Annotated in this window: 19 protein-coding genes; 10 read left to right on the top strand and 9 right to left on the bottom strand. The window is 73.0% G+C overall.

Annotation, left to right across the window (positions count from 1 at the left end):
- On the bottom strand, positions 1–207 hold a 207-nt coding region (locus tag ABD331_RS11270), incomplete at its 3' end, for a hypothetical protein (RefSeq protein ID WP_425565996.1).
- Between ABD331_RS11270 and ABD331_RS11275 the strand changes: the two genes are divergently transcribed.
- The 5 genes from ABD331_RS11275 to ABD331_RS11295 are packed head-to-tail and all read left to right on the top strand — an operon-like array spanning position 127 to position 8,229.
- Entirely contained in the window at positions 127–1,365 is a 1,239-nt protein-coding gene (locus ABD331_RS11275) for an alpha/beta fold hydrolase (RefSeq protein WP_344474235.1), read from the top strand. The two genes, ABD331_RS11270 and ABD331_RS11275, sit on opposite strands and share 81 nt — an antisense overlap.
- Entirely contained in the window at positions 1,365–4,604 is a 3,240-nt protein-coding gene (locus ABD331_RS11280) for a non-ribosomal peptide synthetase (protein ID WP_344473420.1), read from the top strand. Before ABD331_RS11275 ends, ABD331_RS11280 begins: the two co-directional genes overlap by 1 nt.
- On the top strand, positions 4,601–6,664 hold the full coding sequence (locus ABD331_RS11285; protein WP_344473422.1) for a beta-ketoacyl synthase N-terminal-like domain-containing protein: 2,064 nt from the start codon (positions 4,601–4,603) through the stop codon (positions 6,662–6,664). The genes ABD331_RS11280 and ABD331_RS11285 overlap by 4 nt, the downstream gene beginning before the upstream one ends.
- The gene (locus tag ABD331_RS11290) at positions 6,661–7,839 is read left to right on the top strand and encodes a cytochrome P450 (RefSeq protein ID WP_344473424.1); all 1,179 of its coding nucleotides are present in this window, start codon (positions 6,661–6,663) and stop codon (positions 7,837–7,839) included. Before ABD331_RS11285 ends, ABD331_RS11290 begins: the two co-directional genes overlap by 4 nt.
- 9 nt (positions 7,840–7,848) lie before the next feature.
- Complete coding sequence (locus ABD331_RS11295; protein ID WP_344473427.1) at positions 7,849–8,229, top strand: VOC family protein; 381 nt, start codon at positions 7,849–7,851, stop codon at positions 8,227–8,229.
- Between the two features lie 24 nt (positions 8,230–8,253).
- Here ABD331_RS11295 and ABD331_RS11300 read toward each other — a convergent pair whose 3' ends face one another.
- Complete coding sequence (locus ABD331_RS11300; protein ID WP_344473429.1) at positions 8,254–9,141, bottom strand: TIGR03619 family F420-dependent LLM class oxidoreductase; 888 nt, start codon at positions 9,139–9,141, stop codon at positions 8,254–8,256.
- A gap of 85 nt (positions 9,142–9,226) precedes the next feature.
- Positions 9,227–10,870 (bottom strand): hypothetical protein, encoded by a 1,644-nt coding sequence (locus ABD331_RS11305; protein ID WP_344473431.1) that lies wholly within the window; start codon positions 10,868–10,870, stop codon positions 9,227–9,229.
- Between the two features lie 200 nt (positions 10,871–11,070).
- On the opposite strand from ABD331_RS11305, the gene ABD331_RS11310 reads away from it, so the two are divergent.
- Together ABD331_RS11310 and ABD331_RS11315 are read left to right on the top strand one after the other, a co-directional pair.
- Positions 11,071–11,925, top strand: a complete 855-nt coding sequence (locus ABD331_RS11310; RefSeq protein ID WP_344473433.1) for a phosphotransferase — start codon at positions 11,071–11,073, stop codon at positions 11,923–11,925.
- Between the two features lie 59 nt (positions 11,926–11,984).
- Positions 11,985–12,245 (top strand): TFIIB-type zinc ribbon-containing protein, encoded by a 261-nt coding sequence (locus tag ABD331_RS11315; protein ID WP_344473435.1) that lies wholly within the window; start codon positions 11,985–11,987, stop codon positions 12,243–12,245.
- A gap of 57 nt (positions 12,246–12,302) precedes the next feature.
- On the opposite strand, the gene ABD331_RS11320 is transcribed toward ABD331_RS11315, so the two are convergent.
- From ABD331_RS11320 to ABD331_RS11330, 3 genes are all read right to left on the bottom strand, one after another.
- Positions 12,303–13,280 carry a hypothetical protein gene (locus ABD331_RS11320; RefSeq protein WP_344473437.1) on the bottom strand — a complete coding sequence of 326 codons (978 nt, stop codon included), beginning with the start codon at positions 13,278–13,280 and terminating at the stop codon, positions 12,303–12,305.
- A gap of 37 nt (positions 13,281–13,317) precedes the next feature.
- On the bottom strand, positions 13,318–14,976 hold the full coding sequence (locus tag ABD331_RS11325) for an ABC-F family ATP-binding cassette domain-containing protein (protein WP_344473439.1): 1,659 nt from the start codon (positions 14,974–14,976) through the stop codon (positions 13,318–13,320).
- A 236-nt stretch (positions 14,977–15,212) separates the two neighbouring features.
- Complete coding sequence (locus ABD331_RS11330) at positions 15,213–15,734, bottom strand: CGNR zinc finger domain-containing protein (RefSeq protein WP_344473441.1); 522 nt, start codon at positions 15,732–15,734, stop codon at positions 15,213–15,215.
- A gap of 25 nt (positions 15,735–15,759) precedes the next feature.
- Between ABD331_RS11330 and ABD331_RS11335 the strand changes: the two genes are divergently transcribed.
- On the top strand, positions 15,760–15,924 hold the full coding sequence (locus tag ABD331_RS11335) for a hypothetical protein (protein WP_187414711.1): 165 nt from the start codon (positions 15,760–15,762) through the stop codon (positions 15,922–15,924).
- A 61-nt stretch (positions 15,925–15,985) separates the two neighbouring features.
- Positions 15,986–17,746 carry an AMP-dependent synthetase/ligase gene (locus ABD331_RS11340; RefSeq protein WP_344473442.1) on the top strand — a complete coding sequence of 587 codons (1,761 nt, stop codon included), beginning with the start codon at positions 15,986–15,988 and terminating at the stop codon, positions 17,744–17,746.
- Here ABD331_RS11340 and ABD331_RS11345 read toward each other — a convergent pair.
- Positions 17,737–18,282 carry a hypothetical protein gene (locus ABD331_RS11345; protein ID WP_344473444.1) on the bottom strand — a complete coding sequence of 182 codons (546 nt, stop codon included), beginning with the start codon at positions 18,280–18,282 and terminating at the stop codon, positions 17,737–17,739. The two genes, ABD331_RS11340 and ABD331_RS11345, sit on opposite strands and share 10 nt — an antisense overlap.
- A 38-nt stretch (positions 18,283–18,320) precedes the next feature.
- On the opposite strand from ABD331_RS11345, the gene ABD331_RS11350 reads away from it, so the two are divergent.
- Complete coding sequence (locus ABD331_RS11350; RefSeq protein ID WP_344473446.1) at positions 18,321–18,722, top strand: acyl-CoA thioesterase; 402 nt, start codon at positions 18,321–18,323, stop codon at positions 18,720–18,722.
- On the opposite strand, the gene ABD331_RS11355 is transcribed toward ABD331_RS11350, so the two are convergent.
- Together ABD331_RS11355 and ABD331_RS11360 are read right to left on the bottom strand one after the other, a co-directional pair.
- Positions 18,680–19,753: an acyltransferase family protein gene (locus tag ABD331_RS11355; RefSeq protein WP_344473448.1), complete on the bottom strand. Its 1,074-nt coding sequence runs from the start codon at positions 19,751–19,753 to the stop codon at positions 18,680–18,682. The genes ABD331_RS11350 and ABD331_RS11355 overlap by 43 nt on opposite strands.
- A complete protein-coding gene (locus ABD331_RS11360) occupies positions 19,750–20,370 on the bottom strand; it encodes a TetR/AcrR family transcriptional regulator (protein ID WP_344473450.1) in 621 nt (206 codons plus the stop codon). Before ABD331_RS11360 ends, ABD331_RS11355 begins: the two co-directional genes overlap by 4 nt.
- Between the last annotated feature and the right edge of the window lie 19 nt (positions 20,371–20,389).

Below are 20,389 nucleotides of genomic sequence, written 5' to 3' on the forward strand. Positions count from 1 at the left end.
GGTGGCGGGGTCGGTGGCGGGGTCGGTGGCGGGGTCGGTGGCGGGGTCGGTGGCGGGGTCGGTGGCGGGGTCGGTGGCGGGGTCGGTGGCGGGGTCGGTGGCGGGGTCGGTGGCGGGGTCGGTGGCGTGCGGGAGACGGCGGGGCGCAGGCTGGTCGCCTACGTCGTCCTGCGCGGCGGCGGGACGCTGGAACGGGTGCGCGAGCACGTCACGGCCCGCCTGCCGAAACACCTGCTCCCCGCCCAGTACGTCCTCCTCGACCGCCTCCCCCTCACCCCGCACGGCAAGGTGGACCGCACTGCGCTCCCCGCCCCGGCGGCCCCACCGGCCCGCCGCCAGGCCGCCGCGCCGGGGACGCCCCGCGAGAAGGAGCTGTGCGACCTGTTCACCGAGGTCCTGGGCAGCGGCGCGGGAGCGGACACCGACTTCTTCGAGTCCGGCGGCGACTCGCTGCTCGCCATGCGCCTGACCGCCGCCATCGAGGCCAGACTCGGCCTGCGCACCTCCATCGCCGCCCTGTTCGAGGCCTCCACCCCGGCGGCGCTGGCCGTCCGCCTCGACAGGGCCGCGCCGGAGCTGGACCTGTCGCCGCTGCTGACCCTGCGCGCCGAGGGCGAGGGGCCGCCGCTGTTCTGCCTGCATCCGGGACGCGGCATCGGCTGGTCGTACACCGCGCTGCTGCCGCACCTCGCGCCGGGACGGCCGGTGCACGCCCTGCAGTCGCCCGTGCTCCAGGACCCCCGCTGCACGACGCCGGACAGCATGCGGGAGATGGCGGACGACTACCTGACGCGGGTGCGGGCCGTCCGTGCCGAGGGGCCGTACCTGCTGCTGGGGCACTCGTTCGGCGGGCTGCTGGCGTACGAGATGGCCGCCCGCCTGCGCGCCGCCGGGCAGGAGGTCGGCCTGGTCGCCTCGCTGGACGCGGTCCCGTGGCCGGCCGGGACGCGGGCCGACCCGGCGGACGCCGAGCAGGAGGCGCTGACCATCCTGCTGCGCACCCGCACCCTGCACCCGTACGCCCAGCCGGGGCCGCTGGAGCGGGCGCGGGTGTTCGCCGCCGTGCGCGGGAGCGAGGGGCCGCTGTCCGGGCTGGACGACGGACGGCTGTCGGCGGTCGCGGACGCGGTGGCCGGGCATCTGCGGCTGGCCGTCACGTACCGGCCGCCCGCGTTCGACGGGACGGTGGTGCTGTTCTCGGCCACCGCCCAGCCCGGCGGGCTCGCCTCGGCGGTCAAGGCGGAGCGGTGGGCGCCGGCCCGCGTGCGGGTGCACGACCTGGACTGCGGCCACAGCGACCTGCTCAGGCCCGGCCCTGCCGCCGCGATCGCGCGGGTCCTCGAACCGATCCTTGGGAGTGTGTGATGGCGCCGGTCGTCGAGTACGAGTTCCCCGTGTCGCCCGCGCAGGCCAGGATGCTGGTGCTGGACCGGCTCCACCCGGGCACCGCCCAGTACAACGTGCCCGTGGCCTTCGCCGTGCGGGGGCCGTTCGACGTCGCCGCCTTCCGCGCGGCCCTCGACGCGGTGGTGGCGCGGCACGAGTCGCTGCGGACGGTGTTCCGGCCGGGCGACGGCGCGTACGTGCAGGTCGTGGCCGGGGAGGCGCGGGCGGCGCTGCGGGTGGCGGAGCGGGTCGTGCCGGTGGACGGCGCGGACGAGGCGCTGCGGGCGGAGGCGGCGGCGCCGTTCGACGTGGAGGCGGGGCCGCTGCTGCGGTGTGCCGTGTTCGGGGTGGCGGACGGCAGCCATCGGGTGCTGCTCACGGCGCATCACCTGGTGTGCGACGGGTGGTCGCTGGGGCTCCTCCTCCAGGAGCTCTCCACCGCCTACCGGCCCGGCACCACCGCCGTCGCCGCCGTCCCCAGCCCTGACGTCACCGCCGCGCCTGAGCCGCACCCGATCCAGTACGCCGACTACGCCGCCTGGCAGCGGGAGCGCCTCGACGCGCACGCCCTGGACGCGGCCATCGCCTACTGGGCGGACACGCTGGCCGGCGCGCCCAGGACGCTCGCCCTCCCCACCGACCACCCCCGCCCCGCCGTGCAGTCCACGGCGGGCGGCGTCCACCGGCTGGACCTCCCCCCGGACACCGGGGCCCGCCTCGCCAAGGTCGCCGCCGAACGCGACGCCACCCCGTTCACCGCCATGTTCGCCGCGTTCGCCGCGTTCCTGTCCAGGATCACCGGCCGCCGCGACCTGCTCGTCGGCGTGCCGGTCTCCGGCCGCGACCACCCCGACGTGCAGAACCTCGTCGGCCTGCTGGCCAACACGATCGCGTTGCGCGCCGACGTGACCGGCGAGCCGTCGTTCCTGGACCTCGTGACCCGCGTGCGTGACCACCTCCTGGAGTCCCGCCCCCACCACGAGGCCCCGTTCGAGGCGGTGGTCGAGGCGCTGGCCCCCGGCAGGGAGCTCAGCCACGACCCGCTCGTGCAGGTCATGCTGGCCTACGACGACGACACCCGGCTCGCACTCGACCTCGACGGCTGCGTCACGGAACGCGTGGAGCTGCTGCTGGACGACGCCAAGTTCGATCTGCTGATGAGCGTGCAGCGGGACGGCGACGGCCTGGCCGCCCACTTCGTGCACCGGGCGGACCTGTTCGAGCCGGGCACCGTCCGGCACTGGGCGCGCGCGTTCGAGACGCTGCTGGACGGCCTTCTCGACCGCCCCCACCTGCCCGTCACCGCGCACGACCTGCTCCCGCCCGGCGAACGCGACCGCGTCCTGCACCGGTGGAACGACACCTTCGCCCCCACCCCTGCCGGGCTCGTCCCCGGCCTGGTGGCCGAGCGCGCCGCCGAGCGGCCCGACGCGACGGCGCTGGTCTGCGGCCCGGCCAGGCTCACCTACCGCGAGCTGCTGGAACGCGCGGACCGGCTGGCCGCGCGGTTGCGGGCGGCGGGCGTGGGCCCCGAGGTGCCCGTCGGGCTGTGCCTGGCGAGGGGGGTGGAGATGGTGGTGGGCGCGCTGGCGGTGCTGCGGGCGGGGGGCGCGTACGTGCCGCTGGATCCCGGCCATCCGGAGGCGCGGCTGCGGTTCATGGTCGAGGACGCCGGGGTGCGGCTGCTGATCGCCGACGAGCCTCGGGACCTAGGGGTGCCGGTGACCACGGCCGACGGACCGATCCCTGTCGTCGGGCCCCTGTTGAAAACCCCGGCCGACCTCGCCAACACGGCGTACATCCTTTACACCTCCGGCTCCACGGGCACCCCCAAGGGCGTCGCGGTCGAGCACCGCGCGCTGCTGAACCTCGCGACCGCCGTCCGGCCGCGGTTCCCCGTGACCGGGGAGGATCGGGTGCTGCAGTACGTGTCGTTCGGGTTCGACGTGGCCGTGTCGGATCTGTTCTTCGCGTTCGTGGCGGGGGCCGAACTGCACGTGGCGGGCGAGTGGGAGCGGCTCGGGGACGATCTGCACGCCCGGCTGCGCGACTCCCGGATCACCTACGCGTTCCTGCCGCCGTCGGCCGCCATGTCGCTGCCGCCCTCGCCGGAAGCGCTGCCCTGCCTTCGCACGCTGGCCGTCGGCGGGGAGGCGTGCCCGCCGGAGCTGGTGGAGCGCTGGTGGGCGCCGGGGCGGCGGGTGGTGGACGCGTACGGGCCGAGCGAGAACACCGTCTACGCCACCACGGCCGACCTCCGGCCAGGACGCCCTGTGGTGATCGGCCGCCCGGTGGCCAACACCCGCGCGTACGTCCTGGACGAGCGGCTGCGCCCGGTGCCGGTCGGCGTGACGGGCGAGATCTACCTGGCGGGGTCGAGCCTGGCGCGCGGGTACGCCAACCGGCCCGCCCTGACCGCCGAACGGTTCGTGGCCGACCCGTTCGGGCCGCCGGGCGAGCGCATGTACCGGACGGGCGATCTGGGCCGGTACGACGCCGACGGGGTGCTGTCGTACCTGGGGCGGGTGGACACGCAGGTGAAGCTGCGCGGGTTCCGCGTCGAGCTGGGCGAGATCGAGACCGTGCTGGCGGCGCATCCGGGTGTGAGGGTGGCGGCGGCGGCCGTGCGCGGCGACCGCCTGGCGGTGTACGCGGTGCCCGCCGCGGGTCCTGGCACGGAAACGGGCGCGGAGACCGGCGCAGGAACCGGCGCAGGAACCGGTGAGCGGCGCCCGACCGTGGTGGAGCTGCGTGCGTGGCTGGCGGCGCGGCTGCCCGGTTACATGGTGCCCGACGCGATCGTGTTCGTCCCCGGGCTGCCCCTCGGCAAGTCCGGCAAGCTGGACAGGCAGCGCCTGCCCGACCCGCCCCTCACTCGTCCCGAGCTGGACAGCCCGTACGCGCCCCCGTCCTCCCCCACGGAGCGGCGCGTCGCCGCGATCTGGGCGGACGCGCTGGACCTGACCCAGGTGGGCCTGCACGACAACTTCTTCGACCTGGGCGGCAACTCGATCCGCCTGCTGTCCGTCCTGACGGCACTGCGCGGCGGCGACCTCAGGCTGGTGGACCTGTTCCGGCACCCCACGGTCGCCGCGCTGGCCGCCTTCCTGGACGGCACGCTCCCGGACGCGGAGCGGGACGAGCCAGGACGGCGGGGGCGCCGCAGACGCGAACGGCTGGCCGCTCGCAGGAGCACGCAGAGAGGCGAGATGCGATGAACGACGTACCGGCGGCGGCGATCGTGGGCATGGCCGGCCGTTTCCCGGGTGCCCGCGACGTGGGCGAGTTCTGGCGCAACCTCCTCGACGGCGCCTGCTCGATCACCGACTTCACCGAGGAGGAGCTGCTGGCGGCCGGGGTGGACGCGGCCGAGCTGCGCGGCCCCGGGTACGTGGCGTCGAAGGGGTTCCTGGCGGAGGCGGACCGGTTCGAGCACGAGCTGTTCGGGTTCAACGCCACGGAGGCGGCGGCGCTGGACCCGCAGCACCGGCAGCTCCTGGAGACGGCCTGGTCGGCGCTGGAGGACGCCGGGTACGACCCGCGCCGCACCGGCCTGCGCACCGGCGTGTACGTGGGCGGCGGGCCGACGGAGCACGCGGTCGCGGCGCAGGTGGACGGGCGGTTACGGGCGCGGCTGGGGCCGATGCGGGTGCGGGTGTTCACCGATCGGGAGTTCCTGGCGGGCTGGCTGTCGTACCGGCTGGGCCTGACCGGGCCGAGCCTGACCGTGCAGACGGGCTGCTCCACGTCGCTGGCCACGGTGCACGTGGCCGTGCAGGCGCTGCTGAGCGGGGAGTGCGACCTGGCGGTGGCGGGCGGCGTGTCGATCGACTCGCCGTACCCGCGCGGCTACCTGTACGAGCCCGGCGGCATCTCCTCCCCCGACGGGCGGTGCCGCCCGTTCGACGAGAAGGCGGCGGGCACGGTCGGCGGGAACGGGGTCGGGCTGGTGGTGCTCAGACGCCTGGAGGACGCCGTGGCGGACGGCGACCCGATCCACGCCGTCATCCGGGGCACCGCGGCGGGCAACGACGGGGCCGGGCGGGTGGGGTTCACCGCGCCCGGGCTGGACGGGCAGGTGTCCACCATCGTGGAGGCCTGGGCGGCGGCGGGGCTGGACCCGGCGTCCGCGCAGTTCCTCGAGGCGCACGGGACGGGCACGGACCTCGGCGACCGCATCGAGGTCGCCGCCGCCGCGGAGGCCTTCCGCGGGGCCCGGCGGTGTGCGATCGGGTCGGTGAAGTCCAACGTCGGGCATCTGAACGCGGCTGCGGGGGTGGCGGGGCTGATCAAGGCGGTGCTGATGCTGCGGCACCGCACGATGGTGCCCACGGTGAACGTCACCCGCCCGCACCCGGATCTCCGGCTGGACGCCACTCCGTTCCGGCTGCTCACCGGGGTGGAGGAGTGGGAGCGCCCGGCTTGGGGGCCGCGGCTGGCGGGGGTGTCGTCGCTGGGCATCGGCGGCACGAACGTGCACGTCGTCCTGGAGGAACCGCCCCCACCGCCGGTCACCGCGGGTGACGCCCGCGAGGCGGCCCTGTCCTTATCGGCGCGCACCGGGGCGCGGCTCGACGAGGTGGGCCTGCCCTCGTCGGCAGACACCGGGGCGCGGCTCGATGAGATGGTCCTGCCCTTGTCGGCGCGCACCGGCGCGCAGTTAGCCATCGCCGCCCGGCGCCTGGCCGACGCGCTGCGGGCGCCCGGCGCGCCGCCGCTGGCCGACGTCGCCCACACCCTCGCCCACGGCCGCGCCGCCCTGGACGCCCGCGCCTTCGTGACCGCCGCCACCCGCGAGGAGGCCGCCACCGCCCTGGACGCCCTCGCCACCGGCCTCACCACCGGCCTCGCCACCGGCAGCACCGCTGGTTCGGCGTGGGTGGCGGGTCAGGAGGTCACCTGGCCCGACACCGGCGGCCACCGCACCCACCTCCCCACGTACCCCTTCGCAGGCGACCCCCACGGCGCCCTGACCCTGACCGCACAACCAGCCCCACCACCCCCCAAGCCCCAGCCCGAGGAAGAGGCCGTGACAGCCCTGTTCCTCTCCACGCTCGCCCTGACCACCGACCAGGACCTCGACCGCACGTACTTCGCGGCCGGCGGCGACTCCCTGACCGCCGTCTTCCTGGTCAGCGAACTACGCGACCGCTTCGCCCTGAACGTCGACATCGACCTGTTCCTCACCGACCTCCCCTTACGCGAGCTGATCGCGAAAGCCGTACAGGGCGAGGACGACGACCTGCTCACCGACCTCCTCGACGAGCTGGAACCATGACCCGCGCCCACCCGGACCCCACCCGGCTCGACACCCTGAACCTCCTCGACCCCCACCTGCACGCCACCACCGACCTGACCCCCCTCTGGCGCCACCTGCGCACCACCGACCCGGTACGCAGGCACGACCGTTTCTGGAGCGTCACCCGCCACGCCGACGTCCTGCACGTCATCCGCGACCCGGCCACCTACACCTCCCTGCACGGCAACATGCTGCGCACCCTCCTGCGCGGCCACGACCCGGGCGCGGGCAGGATGATCGTGGTCACGGACGGCCCCCGCCACGCCGCCCTCCGCCGCCTCCTCACCCCTGGCTTCGGCCCCCGCACCCTCGGCCCCGTCACCCACTCGATCACCGAGGCGACCAGGGGCCTGCTCAAGGCGTTCCGCTGCGAGGGCGGCGGCGACTTCGTCGCGGAGGTGGCCGCCCAGGTGCCGCTGCGCGCGATCTGCGAGCTGCTGGGCGTTCCGGAGCGTGACCGTCAGCGCGTCCTGGAGCTGACCGCGCAGGCCATGCTCGGCGAGGAGGACACCGATCCGGCCGCCAGGATCGCGCAGAGCGAGATCCTGCTCTACTACACCCGCCTGGCGGCCGAACGCGGGTCCGCCCCCGGCGACGACGTCATCAGCCTGCTCGTCTCGGCGGACCTCACCGAGGAGGAGGTGCTGCTCAACTGCTACAACCTGATCATCGGCGGGGACGAGACGGCCAGGCTGGCGATGGCCGGCGGGCTGCTGGCGCTGGCCACGTACAAGAGGGAATGGGCGCGTTTGCGCGCGGACCCCGGCCTGGCGGGGACGGCCGTCGAGGAGGTGCTGCGCTGGACCACGCCGGCCGCGCACGTCGGCCGGGTCGCCACCCGCGCGGCCGAGCTGGGCGGGCGGCGCGTCGAGGCGGGCGACGTGGTGGCGCTGTGGACGGTGTCGGCCAACCGCGACGAGACGGTCTTCGACGAGCCGGACCGGTTCGACGTGGGCAGGCGGCCGAACAGGCACCTGACGTTCGGCCACGGCCCGCACTTCTGCCTGGGCGCGCAGCTCGCCCGCGCCGAGATCGGGGCGCTGCTGGCGGAGCTGCGCGCGACGGTGACCACGATCGAGGTGACGGGCCCGGTGACGTGGCTGCCGTCGAACTTCGTCAACGGCGTCGTCACGCTCCCCGTCGCGCTGGCGTAGCCTGCGGGTATGTCCGTCCACTTGAACCACACCATCATGCCGGCCAGGGACAGGGACGCGACCGCCGCCTTCCTCGTCGACCTCCTCGGCCTGGAGCCGGCGCCCGAGTTCGGCCCGTTCCGCGTCGTCTCGCTCGGCAACGACGTGTCGATCGACGTCGTGCAGGCGGGCGAGGAGCTGCCGTCGCTGCATTTCGCGTTCCTGGTCGGTGAGGAGGAGTTCGACCAGATCTGGGGCCGGATTAAGGAGCGCGGGCTGACGTACTGGGCCGATCCCTACCACCGGCACGCGGGGCAGATCAACACCAACGACGGCGGGCGCGGCCTCTACTGGTCCGACCCCAACGGGCACAACTTGGAGATCATCACGGTGCCGTACGGCGGCGGCTGAGACGCCGGCGCTGTAAGGCGGCGGCTAGGGCGCCAGGGCCTCCAGCGCCTCCTCGGCCCGGCGCATCGCCTCCTTCGCGTCGGACGCGGGGATCTCACGGTCGAAGTTCAGGTCGTGGAAGACCTCCGTGACGCCCCGCTCCGCCAGCGCCTGCACGTCCCGCCTGATCTTCTCGTACGTGCCGGTCAGCGGACGTTCCTCGTCGCGCGCCCGCACCTGCGTGGAGCCGCGGCACACGAACCGGAACGTGCCCGCGTCCCGCCCCACCCCGGCCAGCTCCTCCTTGATCAGCTCGATCCTGGCGGCGATGGACGCCAGATCCTCCCTGCTGGAGCTGACCCACCCGTCGGCCAGCCGCGCGGCGCGGCGCAACGCGACCTCGGCCGTGCCGCCGAGCAGCAGCTCCGGCGGCCCCGGCACCGGCTTGGGGTCGATGTGCGCGGGCGGCACGCGGTAGAACTCGCCCTCGTGCCGCACCGGGTCGTCGCTCCACACCTTGCGCAGCACCTCGACGAACTCCTCGCCCCGGCGCCCGCGCCGCGCCATGTCCACGCCGGTCGCCTCGAACTCCTCGGGCAGCCAGCCCAGCCCGATCCCGGCGCTGAGCCTGCCGCCCGACAGCGTCTGCAGGGTGGCGAGCTGCTTGGCCAGCGGCACGGGCTGCACGTACGCGTTGATCACCGCGACGCCCAGCCGGATGCGGCTGGTCAGGGCCGACACGTGGGCCAGCGTGATGAGCGGGTCGTGCACGGCGCGGTAGGTGGGGCCCATGTCGTGGCCGACCGGGTAGAGGAGGCGCTGGAACGTCCACAGCTCGTGATAGCCGAGCTCCTCGGCCCGGACGGCGATGCGGCGCAGGTTCTCGGGAGTGGCCCAGGGGCCTGATACGGGTACGGCGAAACCGACTCTCATGGCACCCAGTCTGTACGACGCGGATCACACGCAGGGGGAAGCCGCGGGGCGCGCCCGGTCGGGCCTCCGGGCACGCCCCGCGGGGTCATCCGGTGCCCGCCGTGACCGTGAGCACGTGGACGGCGTGCTCCTCCCCGGCCGTGGCGTGCCCGGTCCACTCCACGAAGTAGGCGTACTTGGTGGCGGTCCCAGGCGTGTCGGTGAAGGCGTACGAGCCGTCGGCGTTCGTGGTCACGGGCGGGAGATCGCTGATGCCGACGCCCTTCACGCTGCGCTGAACGGTGATCGTGGCACCCGGTTCCGGCCGGCCGCCCGCCGTCAACACGCCGGTCAGCCGCAGGGGCTCGCCAACGGTGCCGGATGCCGGCCCGTCCAGGATGAGGGAGGAGACGTGCTTGACCGGTACGGTGACCGAGGCGCTGCTCCAGCGGGACTTGACGTCACCGTCCCAGAGCACGGTGTAGGTCACTTCGCCGACGTCCGGCGGCGTGTCCGTGAAGGTGAACCTGCCGTCCGCGCCCGTCTTCACGCCGGCGAGCGGCTCTGTCGTCCCGTCGGGCAGGCGGCGGGTCACGGTGAGCGGCTGGATGCCGGGCGACTTCCCCTCTGCCCGGGCGAGCCGTCCCGCGACGGTGACCTGCGCACCGAGCCACGCCCGTTCCGGGGCCGTCAGCGTCAGCTCGGAGGCCGGCAGGGCGACGCCGTGCAGCCGCCACAGCAGCAGCCGGCCCGTCGTGCTCCGCAGCAGCGTGAAGACGTCCGGCCCGGAGAACGCGACGCCGCCGGGTATCAGCTCGGCGTCCGGCTGGTCGGCGGAGAACACCGCGGCCCGGGTCGCGGCGTCGTAGAGCGTGAAGTCGGTGCCCCACTGGCGGCCGGCGGCGACGCGGGTGCCGCCGGAGCCGATCGCCACGGCGGAGGCGTAGCCGTCCCATTCATCGCCGTAGGCGCCGTTCTGCGTGAGCGTCGTGGTGTCGAAGGTGGTGAAGTGCCCGGGGGCGTCGGCCGCCGTGATCAGGGTAGCGCCGTCGGTGGTGAGGGCGAGCTCCTTGAGCCTGTCCAGGTTCGCCTTCTCGCCGTCGATCTCGCCGCGCAGCGCCGGGGCGGCTCCGCCGATGTCGTAGACGAACAGGCGGGGAGAGTGCATGCCGGTCTCGCCTGCCACGAGCGTGTCGCCGGCGACCGCGAGCACGGGCGGCCGGGCGTGCACGCGTCCGAGCGTCACCGGCGCCGGTGACGCCGCCGTCAGGTCCAGGCCGACGGCGCCGCCGTCGTCGCCGCCCACCTCGTCGCCGCACCCGTGCCCCACCCACAGCCAGTCGCCGGACAGGGCCAGCGTGGACGGGCACGGGTGGGCGGACAGGTCGATCCGCCGGAGGACGGTGAGTGCGGCCGTGTCGATCTCGGCCACCTCGTTCGAGCCGGTGAGCGCCGCGTACAGGCGGGTGGCGTCCGCGTTCAGCGCCAGCTCGGCCACGCCGGGCAGGCCGGTGACGGTCTCGCCGGTGACCTTCCCGCCGGTGTCGGCGACGATGATCCGGTCCTGGGCGGAGACGAACACCCGGCCGCCGCCGACGGCCAGGCCGGCGTCGAAGGTGTCAAGGCTCACCCCGAGGTCGGTCGTGGTGTCGGCGGCCGAGGCGGCGGGGGCCGCCACGGCGAGCAGGCCCATGATCAGACCGGCGGCGCCGCAGTGAGCGGCTAATCGGCGAACCAGGGAGTGGCGCACGTAGACCTCCTTCTTGAATGGGAACACGCGTTCTAATAACGCCTCATGGGACACTCCCCGTCAAGACCGACATCTCGACAGAAGACCTAACTCTCCGCGATATAGGCAGGTCGAGGCAGAAGGGCGAGATCAAATCGTGATCAGGCACATGAGCGCACACATGGGAGCCCGGCCCCTTACCTGCCGCATACCCTGTACGAGTGGGTCTTGAAGCGGAGCTGGCGATCATCGCCTCGGCGTACGGCGGCACGGGCGAGCCGGTGTTACATCCGACGCGGACGGACGTCGTCGTGTTACGCATGGGCGAGGTCGTCGTCAAGGCCCATTCGGCGCGCGACGAGGCCGGCGAGCTGCGGCCCAGGTTGCGGGCCGCCGCGTCGGCCGCGGTGAGCGGGGTGATGCTGACCCCCCTGGAGCGTGAGGTGCTGTCGGCGGGCGGCCGGGCGGTGACGGTGTGGCCGGCGGGAAGGCCGGTCTCGCATGACGATCCGCAAGCGGCGCCGTGGGAGGAGGGCGCGAGGCTGCTGGCCAGGCTGCACGCGACCCCGCTCACGGTGGTGCCCGCGCTGCCGCCCGCCGGCGGGCCCGCGCGGGCGGCGCGGGCGGTGGGGAGGATGACCGGCGACGGGCCGGTGGAGCAGCTCGTGCGGCGGGCGTTCAAGGAGCTGCCCGAGCCGCCGCCGCTGCCCGGGCTGCTGACGCACGGCGACTGGCATCTGGGGCAGCTCGTGCACCGCGACCGGTGGCTGCTGATCGACGTGGACGATCTGGGGGTCGGCGATCCGGCGTGGGATCTGGCGAGGCCGGCCGCCTGGTACGCGGCCGGGCTGCTGGAACCGGCCGTGTGGGAGCGGTTCCTGGGTGCTTATCTGGCGTCCGGCGGGCCGGCGCTCGGGCAGGGCGACGACCCGTGGGCGCGGCTGGACGTGCCCGCCCGCGCGCTGACCGTTCAGCTCGCGGCCGTGGCCGTGGTGAACGCCGATGGGGAGGGCCGGGAACTCGACGAGGTCGAGCACTCGTTAATCGAGTCGTGCAACAGAATCGTCCGAGCATGACGGGGGTTGCGCGCGGTAGGTTTCACCCTGAGACCTCGAAGTCAAGGAGAGCGACTTAGATGCAGTGCCCCAAGTGCCGCGGGAACATGCGGACCTATGAGCGCAACGGCGTGCACATCGAACAGTGCGACAACTGCCGTGGGATCTTCCTCGACTACGGTGAGCTGGAGACGCTGACCCGGATGGAGACGCAGTACCACGCGGCTCCCCCGCCTCCCCCCGCCGCCCCCGGCCCGGCCTGGGGCGCGCCGCACCACGGCGGCGGTCACTACGGCCACCACCGTCAGCGCAGCTGGGTGGGCATGCTGTTCTCGACCTGATCTGACGAGGGCCGCGCACCGGCGAAGTGCGCGGCCTTCTCCGCTCGCCGGTGGAGTTCAGCCCGGGAAGTCGTCCGGGTCCACGGGTGAGGTGCGGACGTTGCCGCCCGCGATGGCGTGCAGCGTGATCCGCCAGTCGTGCCAGAGGATCTGCGTGGCGGTGAACGTCGTCTTGAACTTCACGTTCTTCTCGAAGCGCTCGAAGCTGCAGTCACGGGTGAACGCCTTGTTCTTGCCGTCCCAGTCGGCGCCGCGGGTGAAGTAGATCTTGTAGCTGCCGTCCCGCACGCCTCTGATCTTGTACTTCGCCTTCTTGCGCACGTAGACGCTGAGCACCTTGCTCTTCCCCTTGACCACGGTGATCACCGCGTCGAGGCTCGAACCGTTGTCGATCTCCAGCGAGCTCCGCCCGTTCAGCGTGCTCTTGCGGATGAACGAGCCGTTGCGCAGCCGCCTGGTCTGCCGCTCCCCCGCCTTCACCGACACGACGTCGGCCGGGTAGCCGCCCGCGCTCTGCAGCTCCTTGCCGGCCTGGTCGAGCGCCTTCAGCTTGTCGCCGAGGTCGGCGAGCACGGCGGAGGACGTGCACAGGTCCCGCGCGCCGACCTTGTCGGTGGTGGCGCCCAGCTCGGTGGCGACGTCGCGCAGGCTGGTCACGTACGTCTCGTGCTGGGTACGCACGGCCTCGGGCGGGGTGAGCGCGGCCAGCGCGTCGGCGGCGCCGCTCAGCTCCTCCTCGGCCCGCCCGACCCGCTGGTCGAGCGCCTTGACGCCGCGCGCGCCGGCCAGCGCGGTGATCGCGCCGGCCATCGCCTCGTGCCGGCTCTCCAGCTCTGCCTTGTACGCCTCCGGGGTCAGCGCGGCGGACGTCTGGCCGCCTTCACTCCCCGTCTGGGGTACGGCGCCGCCGCCGCCCGCGACGCCCGACACCGTGGATTCGCCACCGGTCGGGGACAGCCCGCCGGAGGAGCACGCGCCGAGGGTGGCGAGGGTCGCCAGTGCGAGAACGCTGGAGATCAACCGGGGTGTAGCCACCTGCCACACTATCGTCCGGTTGATCCCCAACCGTCAATTACGATTCGGTCAGTCCCTTCTCCCGATCCTGCCGCAGCCAGCGGGTGATCCCCAGCGTCTCCAGGAACGGCACGTCGTGGCTGGCCACGACGAGCGCGCCCCGGTAGGCCGACAGGGCCTGGGCGAGCTGGCGGACGCTAGCCATGTCCAGGTTGTTGGTCGGCTCGTCGAGCAGGAGGAGCTGCGGCGGCGGCTCGGCCGACAGGAGCGCGGCGAGCGTCGCGCGGAAGCGCTCCCCGCCCGACAGGGTGCCGGCGGGCTGGTTGGCCCGGTCCCCGCGGAACAGGAAGCGGGCCAGCCCCGCCCGTACGTCGTTCACCGAGGCGGACGGCGCCAGGGCGCGCACGTTGTCCAGCACGCTCAGCCTGTCGTCCAGCAGGTCGAGGCGTTGCGGCAGGAGGCGGACGGGCACCTGGGCGCCGCCCTGCGCGACGATGCGCCTGAGCAGCGTGGTCTTGCCCGAGCCGTTGGGCCCGAGCAGCGCGATCCGCTCGGGCCCGCGCACGACCAGCGTCTCCAGCACGATCCCCGCGGGCTCCTCGCCCACCCCGCGCGAAGGCTCCACCACGCCGCGCGAAGGCTCCACCGCCCCGCGCGCAGGCTCCAGCACCGGGCGCGGAGGTTCGAGCGGGAGCGTGAGTACCGTGCGGCCCGCGGGCACCTCGGTGCCCGGGAGCTGGACGCGGATCTCCGCGTCGTCCCGCACCCCTAGCTCGGCCTCGGTGAGCCGCTCGCGCGCCTCCTCCAGCTTCTCCAGGTGCAGCGTGCGCTGCTTGCCCGCCGACACCTGGGCCTTCCCCTTGAGCGTGTTGGCGACGATCTTCGGCACCTTCTTGTTCTCGAACGCCTTCCTCCCGGTACGCAGCCCCCGGTCGGTCCTGATCCTGGACTCGACGAGCTCGCGCCGCTGCCGGCGCACGTCGCTCTGGGCGGTGCGCACCGACCGCTCGGCTGCCTCCTGCTCGGCGGCGACCTGCTCCTCGTACGCGCTGAGGTTGCCGCCGTACATGCGCACAACGCCGTCGCGTAGCTCGGCGACCTGGTCCACCAGCTCCAGCAGCGCCCGGTCGTGGCTGACGACCAGGAGCACCCCCTGCCAGGCGGCGACGGCGGCGTAGAGCCGGCGGCGCGCGTCCAGGTCGAGGTTGTTGGTGGGTTCGTCGAGCAGCAGCACGTCGGGCCGCTTCAGGAGCTGGGCGGCGAGCGCGACCATGACGGTCTCGCCGCCGGACAGCGTGCCGACGGTGCGGTCGAGCCCGAGGTGGCCGAGCCCGAGCCGGTCCAGCTCGGCGCGGGCGCGTTCCTCGACGTCCCAGTCGTCGCCAACGGCCGTGAAGTGCTCCTCCGCGACGTCGCCGCTCTCGATGGCGTGCAGCGCGGCCCGCGTGCGGCTGATCTCCAGGAGGTCCGACACGGTACGTCCGGCGCCGAGCGGCACGTTCTGCGGCAGGTAGCCGGCCACGCCGGAGACGGACACCGAGCCGGTGCGCGGCGTCAGCTCCCTGGCGATGATCCTGAGCAGGGTGGACTTGCCCGACCCGTTGACCCCGATGAGCCCGGTGCGTCCGGCGGGGAAGGCGGCGTCGAGCCCGTCGAGCACGGTGGTCCCGTCCGGCCAGGCGAAGGAGACGTGATCGACGACAATGGAAAAAGACATCAGGCGGCTCCCATCACGGAATGCGAAATTTCGTGACTTGGCGGGAAATCACCGCAAATACGCGCAAACCCACGGAAGTCCGTGGCAGGGAAGGCGAGGACGGCCTCGAGGTCCAGGTGAATGCGCGCATGCCCATGACAGGGCCGAACGGCGCGGTGCCCGCGACCTCAGATCCTCACGTCGGCTGCCCCCGGGGGTCGGCGATAAGACGTCCGGGAGTCTACGTGACAACCCGATCAGCCGACAAGGCGCCGGGCCCGGTGCGCCGCCACGTTCACCCTGTTGGCGCAGCCCGGCGAGCAAAACCGGCGCCGCCCGTTGCGGGAGGTGTCCACGTAGACGGTCGCGCAGCCCTGCCTGCCGCACCGCCCCAGCCGGTCTCCCCCGGCGAACGACAGCGCCATGGCCAGCCCGCCGGCGGTGGTGTCGCGTGTCCTGGCCACGATGTCGGCGTCGATGGAGAAGAAGTGCAGGTGCGGCTCGCGTCCGTCGTGTGCGCTGACGTACGGCTTGGACGTGGTCAGGTCGAGCAGCGCGTTGACCAGCTTGATCTGCGTCTCCTGGTCCTGCTCCCCGAACACCGGCGCCAGCCTGGCCGCCCACGCCCGCAGCTCGGCGGCCTGCCCGTCGGTCACGGCGGTGCGCACCATGCGGTGCTCGACCAGCATCGCCTCGACGGCCTCGGTGCTGAAGTCGGTGGCGTTGACCAGCGCCGCCGCGAGAGCCGCCCCGTTGCCGCCGTAAGCGTTGAAATGCATAAGGCCATTACATCAAGTTGGAGTCATGCACACCAGAGAGCCCCACGACCCCCTGGACCTGACCCTCGTCTCCTCCCACCGCACCTCCGAGGGGGTGGTGTCGTACCTGAGGTGCTCGTGCGGCGTCTGGGAGGTGCGCACCGCGCTGCTGGTGGGTACCGCCACGCCGCGGGGGCACGATCGAAGATGACCATCGACTGAGACGGTGCCCGCGTCCTAGAGTCGGGGCCAACACCCCCAGGAGGTCAGGCATGTCCAGCATTCCCTCCCTGTTGCGCGACCGGATCGCCGCGACCCCCGACGCCGAGGCCTACCGTGTGCCTTCCGACGGCGGGTGGACCTCGCTGTCATGGCGGGAGGTGGGCGAACGGGTCCGCGGCCTGGCGCTGGCGCTGTCGGGCCTGGGCTCGGGCTCCGGCACCCGCGTGTCGATCCTCTGCTCGACCCGCCTCGAATGGATCGTCTGCGACCTGGCCGTGCTGGCGACGGGGGCGGCCACCACCACGATCTATCCGTCGAACACGGCCGCCGAGTCCGCCTACGTCATCACCGACTCGGGCAGCACGATCGTCATCGCCGAGAACGACGAGCAGGTGACCAAGCTCAGGTCCGTGCAGAAGGAGATCCCGGACGTCACGCACGTGATCGTCATCGACGGCGCCGCGAGCGACGACGGCTGGGTGATCACCCTCGACTCGCTGAGCGGCGGCGAGGCCACCGGCGACTACGACGCCATGGTGGACGCGATCGCCCAGGACGACCTGGCGACCCTCATCTACACCTCCGGCACCACCGGCCGCCCCAAGGGCGTCGAGCTGACCCACGACAACTGGCTCTACGCCGCCGGCGCGGTGCGCGAGCTGGACCTGCTCTCCCCGGCCGACCTGCACTTCCTGTGGCTGCCGCTGTCGCACTCGTTCGGCAAGCTGCTGGAGGTGGTGATGATCGGGATCGGCGTGCCGACCGCGATCGACGGCCGCCTCGACAAGATCGCCGACAACCTCGGCGAGGTCAAGCCGACCATCATGGCCGCCGCGCCGCGCATCTTCGAGAAGATCCACAACACGGTCGTGGCGAACATGCAGCGCGAGGGCGGCCTCAAGCTGCGCATCTTCGGCTGGGCCCGCAAGACCGGCCGGCGCGTCGTCAAGGCCAGGCAGAACGGCGCCGCGATCCCGGTGACCAGCCGCGCCGAGTACGCCCTGGCCGACCGGCTGGTCTTCGGCAAGCTGCGCGAGCGGTTCGGCGGCCGGATCCGCTTCTTCATCTCCGGCGCGGCCCCGCTCAACCAGGAGGTCGCCGAGTTCTTCGACGCCGCCGGCCTGACGATCCTCGAAGGGTACGGGCTGACGGAGTCGTCCGCGGGCAGCTTCCTCAACCGGCCCGAGTCGGTGCGGTTCGGCACGGTCGGCCCGCCGCTGCCCGGCACCGAGGTGCGCATCGCCGAAGACGGCGAGATCCTCATCGGCGGGCGCGGCGTCATGCGCGGCTACCACGGGCTGACCGAGGAGACGGCCGAGGCGCTGGAGGACGGCTGGCTGCACACGGGCGACATCGGCGAGGTGGACGAGGCCGGCCGGCTGCGCATCACCGACCGCAAGAAGGAGCTGATCAAGACCTCGGGCGGCAAGTACGTCGCGCCCACGTACCTGGAGGGCCGGATCAAGGCGGCCTGCCCGTTCGTGTCGCACGTGTTCGTGCACGGCGACCGGCGCAACTACGTCACCGCGCTGGTCACCCTCGACCTGGACGTGGTCAAGCCGTGGGCGCAGGCCGAGTCGCTGCCCCTCGACACGGAGGAGCTGCGCGGGCACCCGCGCATGCGCGCCGAGGTGGAGAAGGCGATCAAGCAGGTCAACGCGGGCGAGGCCAGCTACGCGACGGTGAAGAAGTTCGCCATCCTGGCGGAGGACTTCTCGGTGGAGACGGGCGAGCTGACGCCCAGCCTCAAGATCAAGCGCAAGGCCGTGGAGGAGCGGCACGGCTCGACGCTCGACTCCTTCTACGACTGAGACGGCTGGCCGGTGTAGGCGGTCACCTCGACGGTGTGGCCGCCTGCCTCGATCGTCACGGTCGTCGGGCCGGTGGTGATCACGGCTCCGACCCACAGGGCCGGGGTGCCCGCGCAGCCGGTGAAGCGGTAGGAGGGGGTGCCGTCGTCCAGCGTGTAGGAGTTGTCCGCCCGGTAGCGGGACTCGTCGAACAGCAGGGCCGTGCCCGGCGTCCTGGTCGCCAGCGTGACGTCCGCGCCGGGCGGGAGGCGTACGGCGAGCTTGAAGGTGCGGGCGCGGGCCCGCTCGGGCGCCGGGGAGAGGCGGTAGGCGGCCATCGCGGCCGGTCCCGCCGTGACGACGCGCGCCCCCATGCCCGCGTCGAAGTCGCGCTGGTCGGCCCCGGCGCAGCGCCGCTGCCCCGGAGGGTCGGCCGCCTGTACGGGCGGAGCCGCGGCGCAGGCCGCCACGAGCAGCAGCGCGACCGCGAGCAGCGGGACGGCCGCGAGCGGCCGGGCGATCGCGTGCGGCCGGGCGAGCGCTGGAGTCGTTCTCATGCCTGCGTTACACCGGCCGCCCGCGTAGGGTTCCTGGCGTGATCTCCCGCTTACCGGTCCGCCCACGGCACTGCGACGCGCAGGCCATGATGCACGCGACCCGCTACTACGAGTACTTCGAGGACGCCTTCCTCGACTGGCTCGCCCCCAGGGGCGGCTACGAGAGGCTCCGGGAGGAGGGCGCCGACCTGGTGGTCAAGGTCAGCGGCTGCGAACACCACGCCCCCGCCCGGCTGGGCGACGTGCTGGCGGTGGAGAGCGCGCCGGCCAGGGTCGGCGCCACCTCGCTCACGATGACGTTCACGATGCGGCGCGGGGAGGAGCTGGTGGCGGTCGGCACGGTCACGTACGTGTGCGTGCGCGACGGCCGCCCCTCCCCGCTGCCCGCGATGCTCGTTCAGAGCACCCGCTTGGCCCCCGGCAGCGACCGCACCAGGTAGGCCAGCCACCAGCACAGCGGCAGGGCGAGCACCAGCATGGCGGCGAACTTGACGATCGCGATCGTCTCCAGGCCGCTCAGCGCCCAGCCGAGGCCGACCAGCACGAGCGGGTGGATGATGTAGACGGTGAAGGCGTGCTCGGCGAGGAAACGGCCGCGCGGCCCCTGCGTGTTGTGCCGCTCCCTGAACCACACGGTGAAGCCGATGACCATGCCGACGGCGAACGCGGACTCCCAGGCGGCCGTCAGCGCCGCCGACAGCGCCCCGGTGGTGAACAGCGACGGCACCAGCAGCACCGGGGTGGCCACTCCTGCCAGGCCGAAGCCGAGCCCGGCGGCCCGCGCGGGCAGCGTCTCGAACCAGCCGCGCCTGAAGGCCACGCAGCCGAGCACGAACATGGCCGCGTACTGGGGCAGGAAGTTCGGCGTCGGCAGCCCGACCACCGGCCAGTAGGTGCCGGTGGGCACCAGCAGCCGCCACAGGAACGTGGCCGCCGCGAGCGCCACCGTGAACACGGCGACCGCGCGCACGGTGAGCTGGGCGGGGCGCTGGTCGAGCGGGGCGCGCAGGGCCCGCCAGCCCGTGTACGCCAGCGCGAGGACGATCAGCACCTCGACGAACCACATGGGGCCAGGGTCCCAGGAGCGGAGGTAGTACTCCCAGAACGGCGTGTCACCGCGGCCCAGCACGCCCCCGAGGCCGGCCAGCGGGCGCAGCAGCAGGAGGTAGACCACCAGCGGGACGCCGAGCCGCACGAGCCGGTCGCGCACGAACAGGCGGGGGCCCTTGCGGTCGTAGGAGCCCGGGGTGAAGAAGCCGGACAGCAGGAAGAAGAACCCCATGAAGAACGCCTGGTCGGCGACGACCAGGAGGTCGAGCACGATGCCCGACGGGTCCTTCGCGGGCTCGACGTAGTACCACAGCGGGATGTTGCCGTAGGTGATGGCGACGTGGTGCGTGACGACGAGCGCGGTCAGCATCACGCGCAGGTTGTCGATGGCGTGGAGCCTCGTTCCGGTGTCCGCCTTCATGCGCGGCAGGCCCTTTCGATGAGGTCGGCGAGCTCTTTCGCGTGCGCTTCGAGGTCGTGGTCGGGGTGCGTGATCCAGTAGGCGAACATGCTGTCGACGGCCGCCTGATGGGTTACGGCCATGACGCGCAGGTCGAACGACCTGAACTCCCCGGTGCTCTGGCCGAGGCGGTAGATCCCCTCCAGCGCCTGGTAGAGCTCCTCGTTGGTGTGCATGCCGTACCGGAGCTCGCCGTCGGCGGTCCTGAGGTTGGTGAGGATCTCCCCCAGTGCCCTGTTCTGGCTGCGGTGGCCGCGCATGTGCTCGGCGACGGCCGTGATCTGCGTCCTGAGCAGCTCGGTGGCGGTCGTGAGCCCCTCCATCTTGGCCATCACGGCTTCGATGATCGCCCCGTAGGTGTGCTCGACCACCTGCTCCATCAGCTCGTCCTTGCCGGCGAAGTGATAGGAGATGACGCCCTTGCTGATGCCCGCGTGCTGCGCGATGCGCGCGAGGGACGCCTGGGCGAAGCCGACCTCGGCGATGACCTCGATGGTGGACGCCATGATCTGCGCCCGCCTGGCCTCCTCGATGAACGAGCGCCCCTTCTGGCCGACCGGCTCATTTTCTGACCGCATGGCCAAAATCTAGCACGTG

This window comes from Nonomuraea monospora (genome assembly GCF_039531895.1).
Taxonomy (GTDB): Bacteria; Actinomycetota; Actinomycetes; order Streptosporangiales; family Streptosporangiaceae; genus Nonomuraea; species Nonomuraea monospora.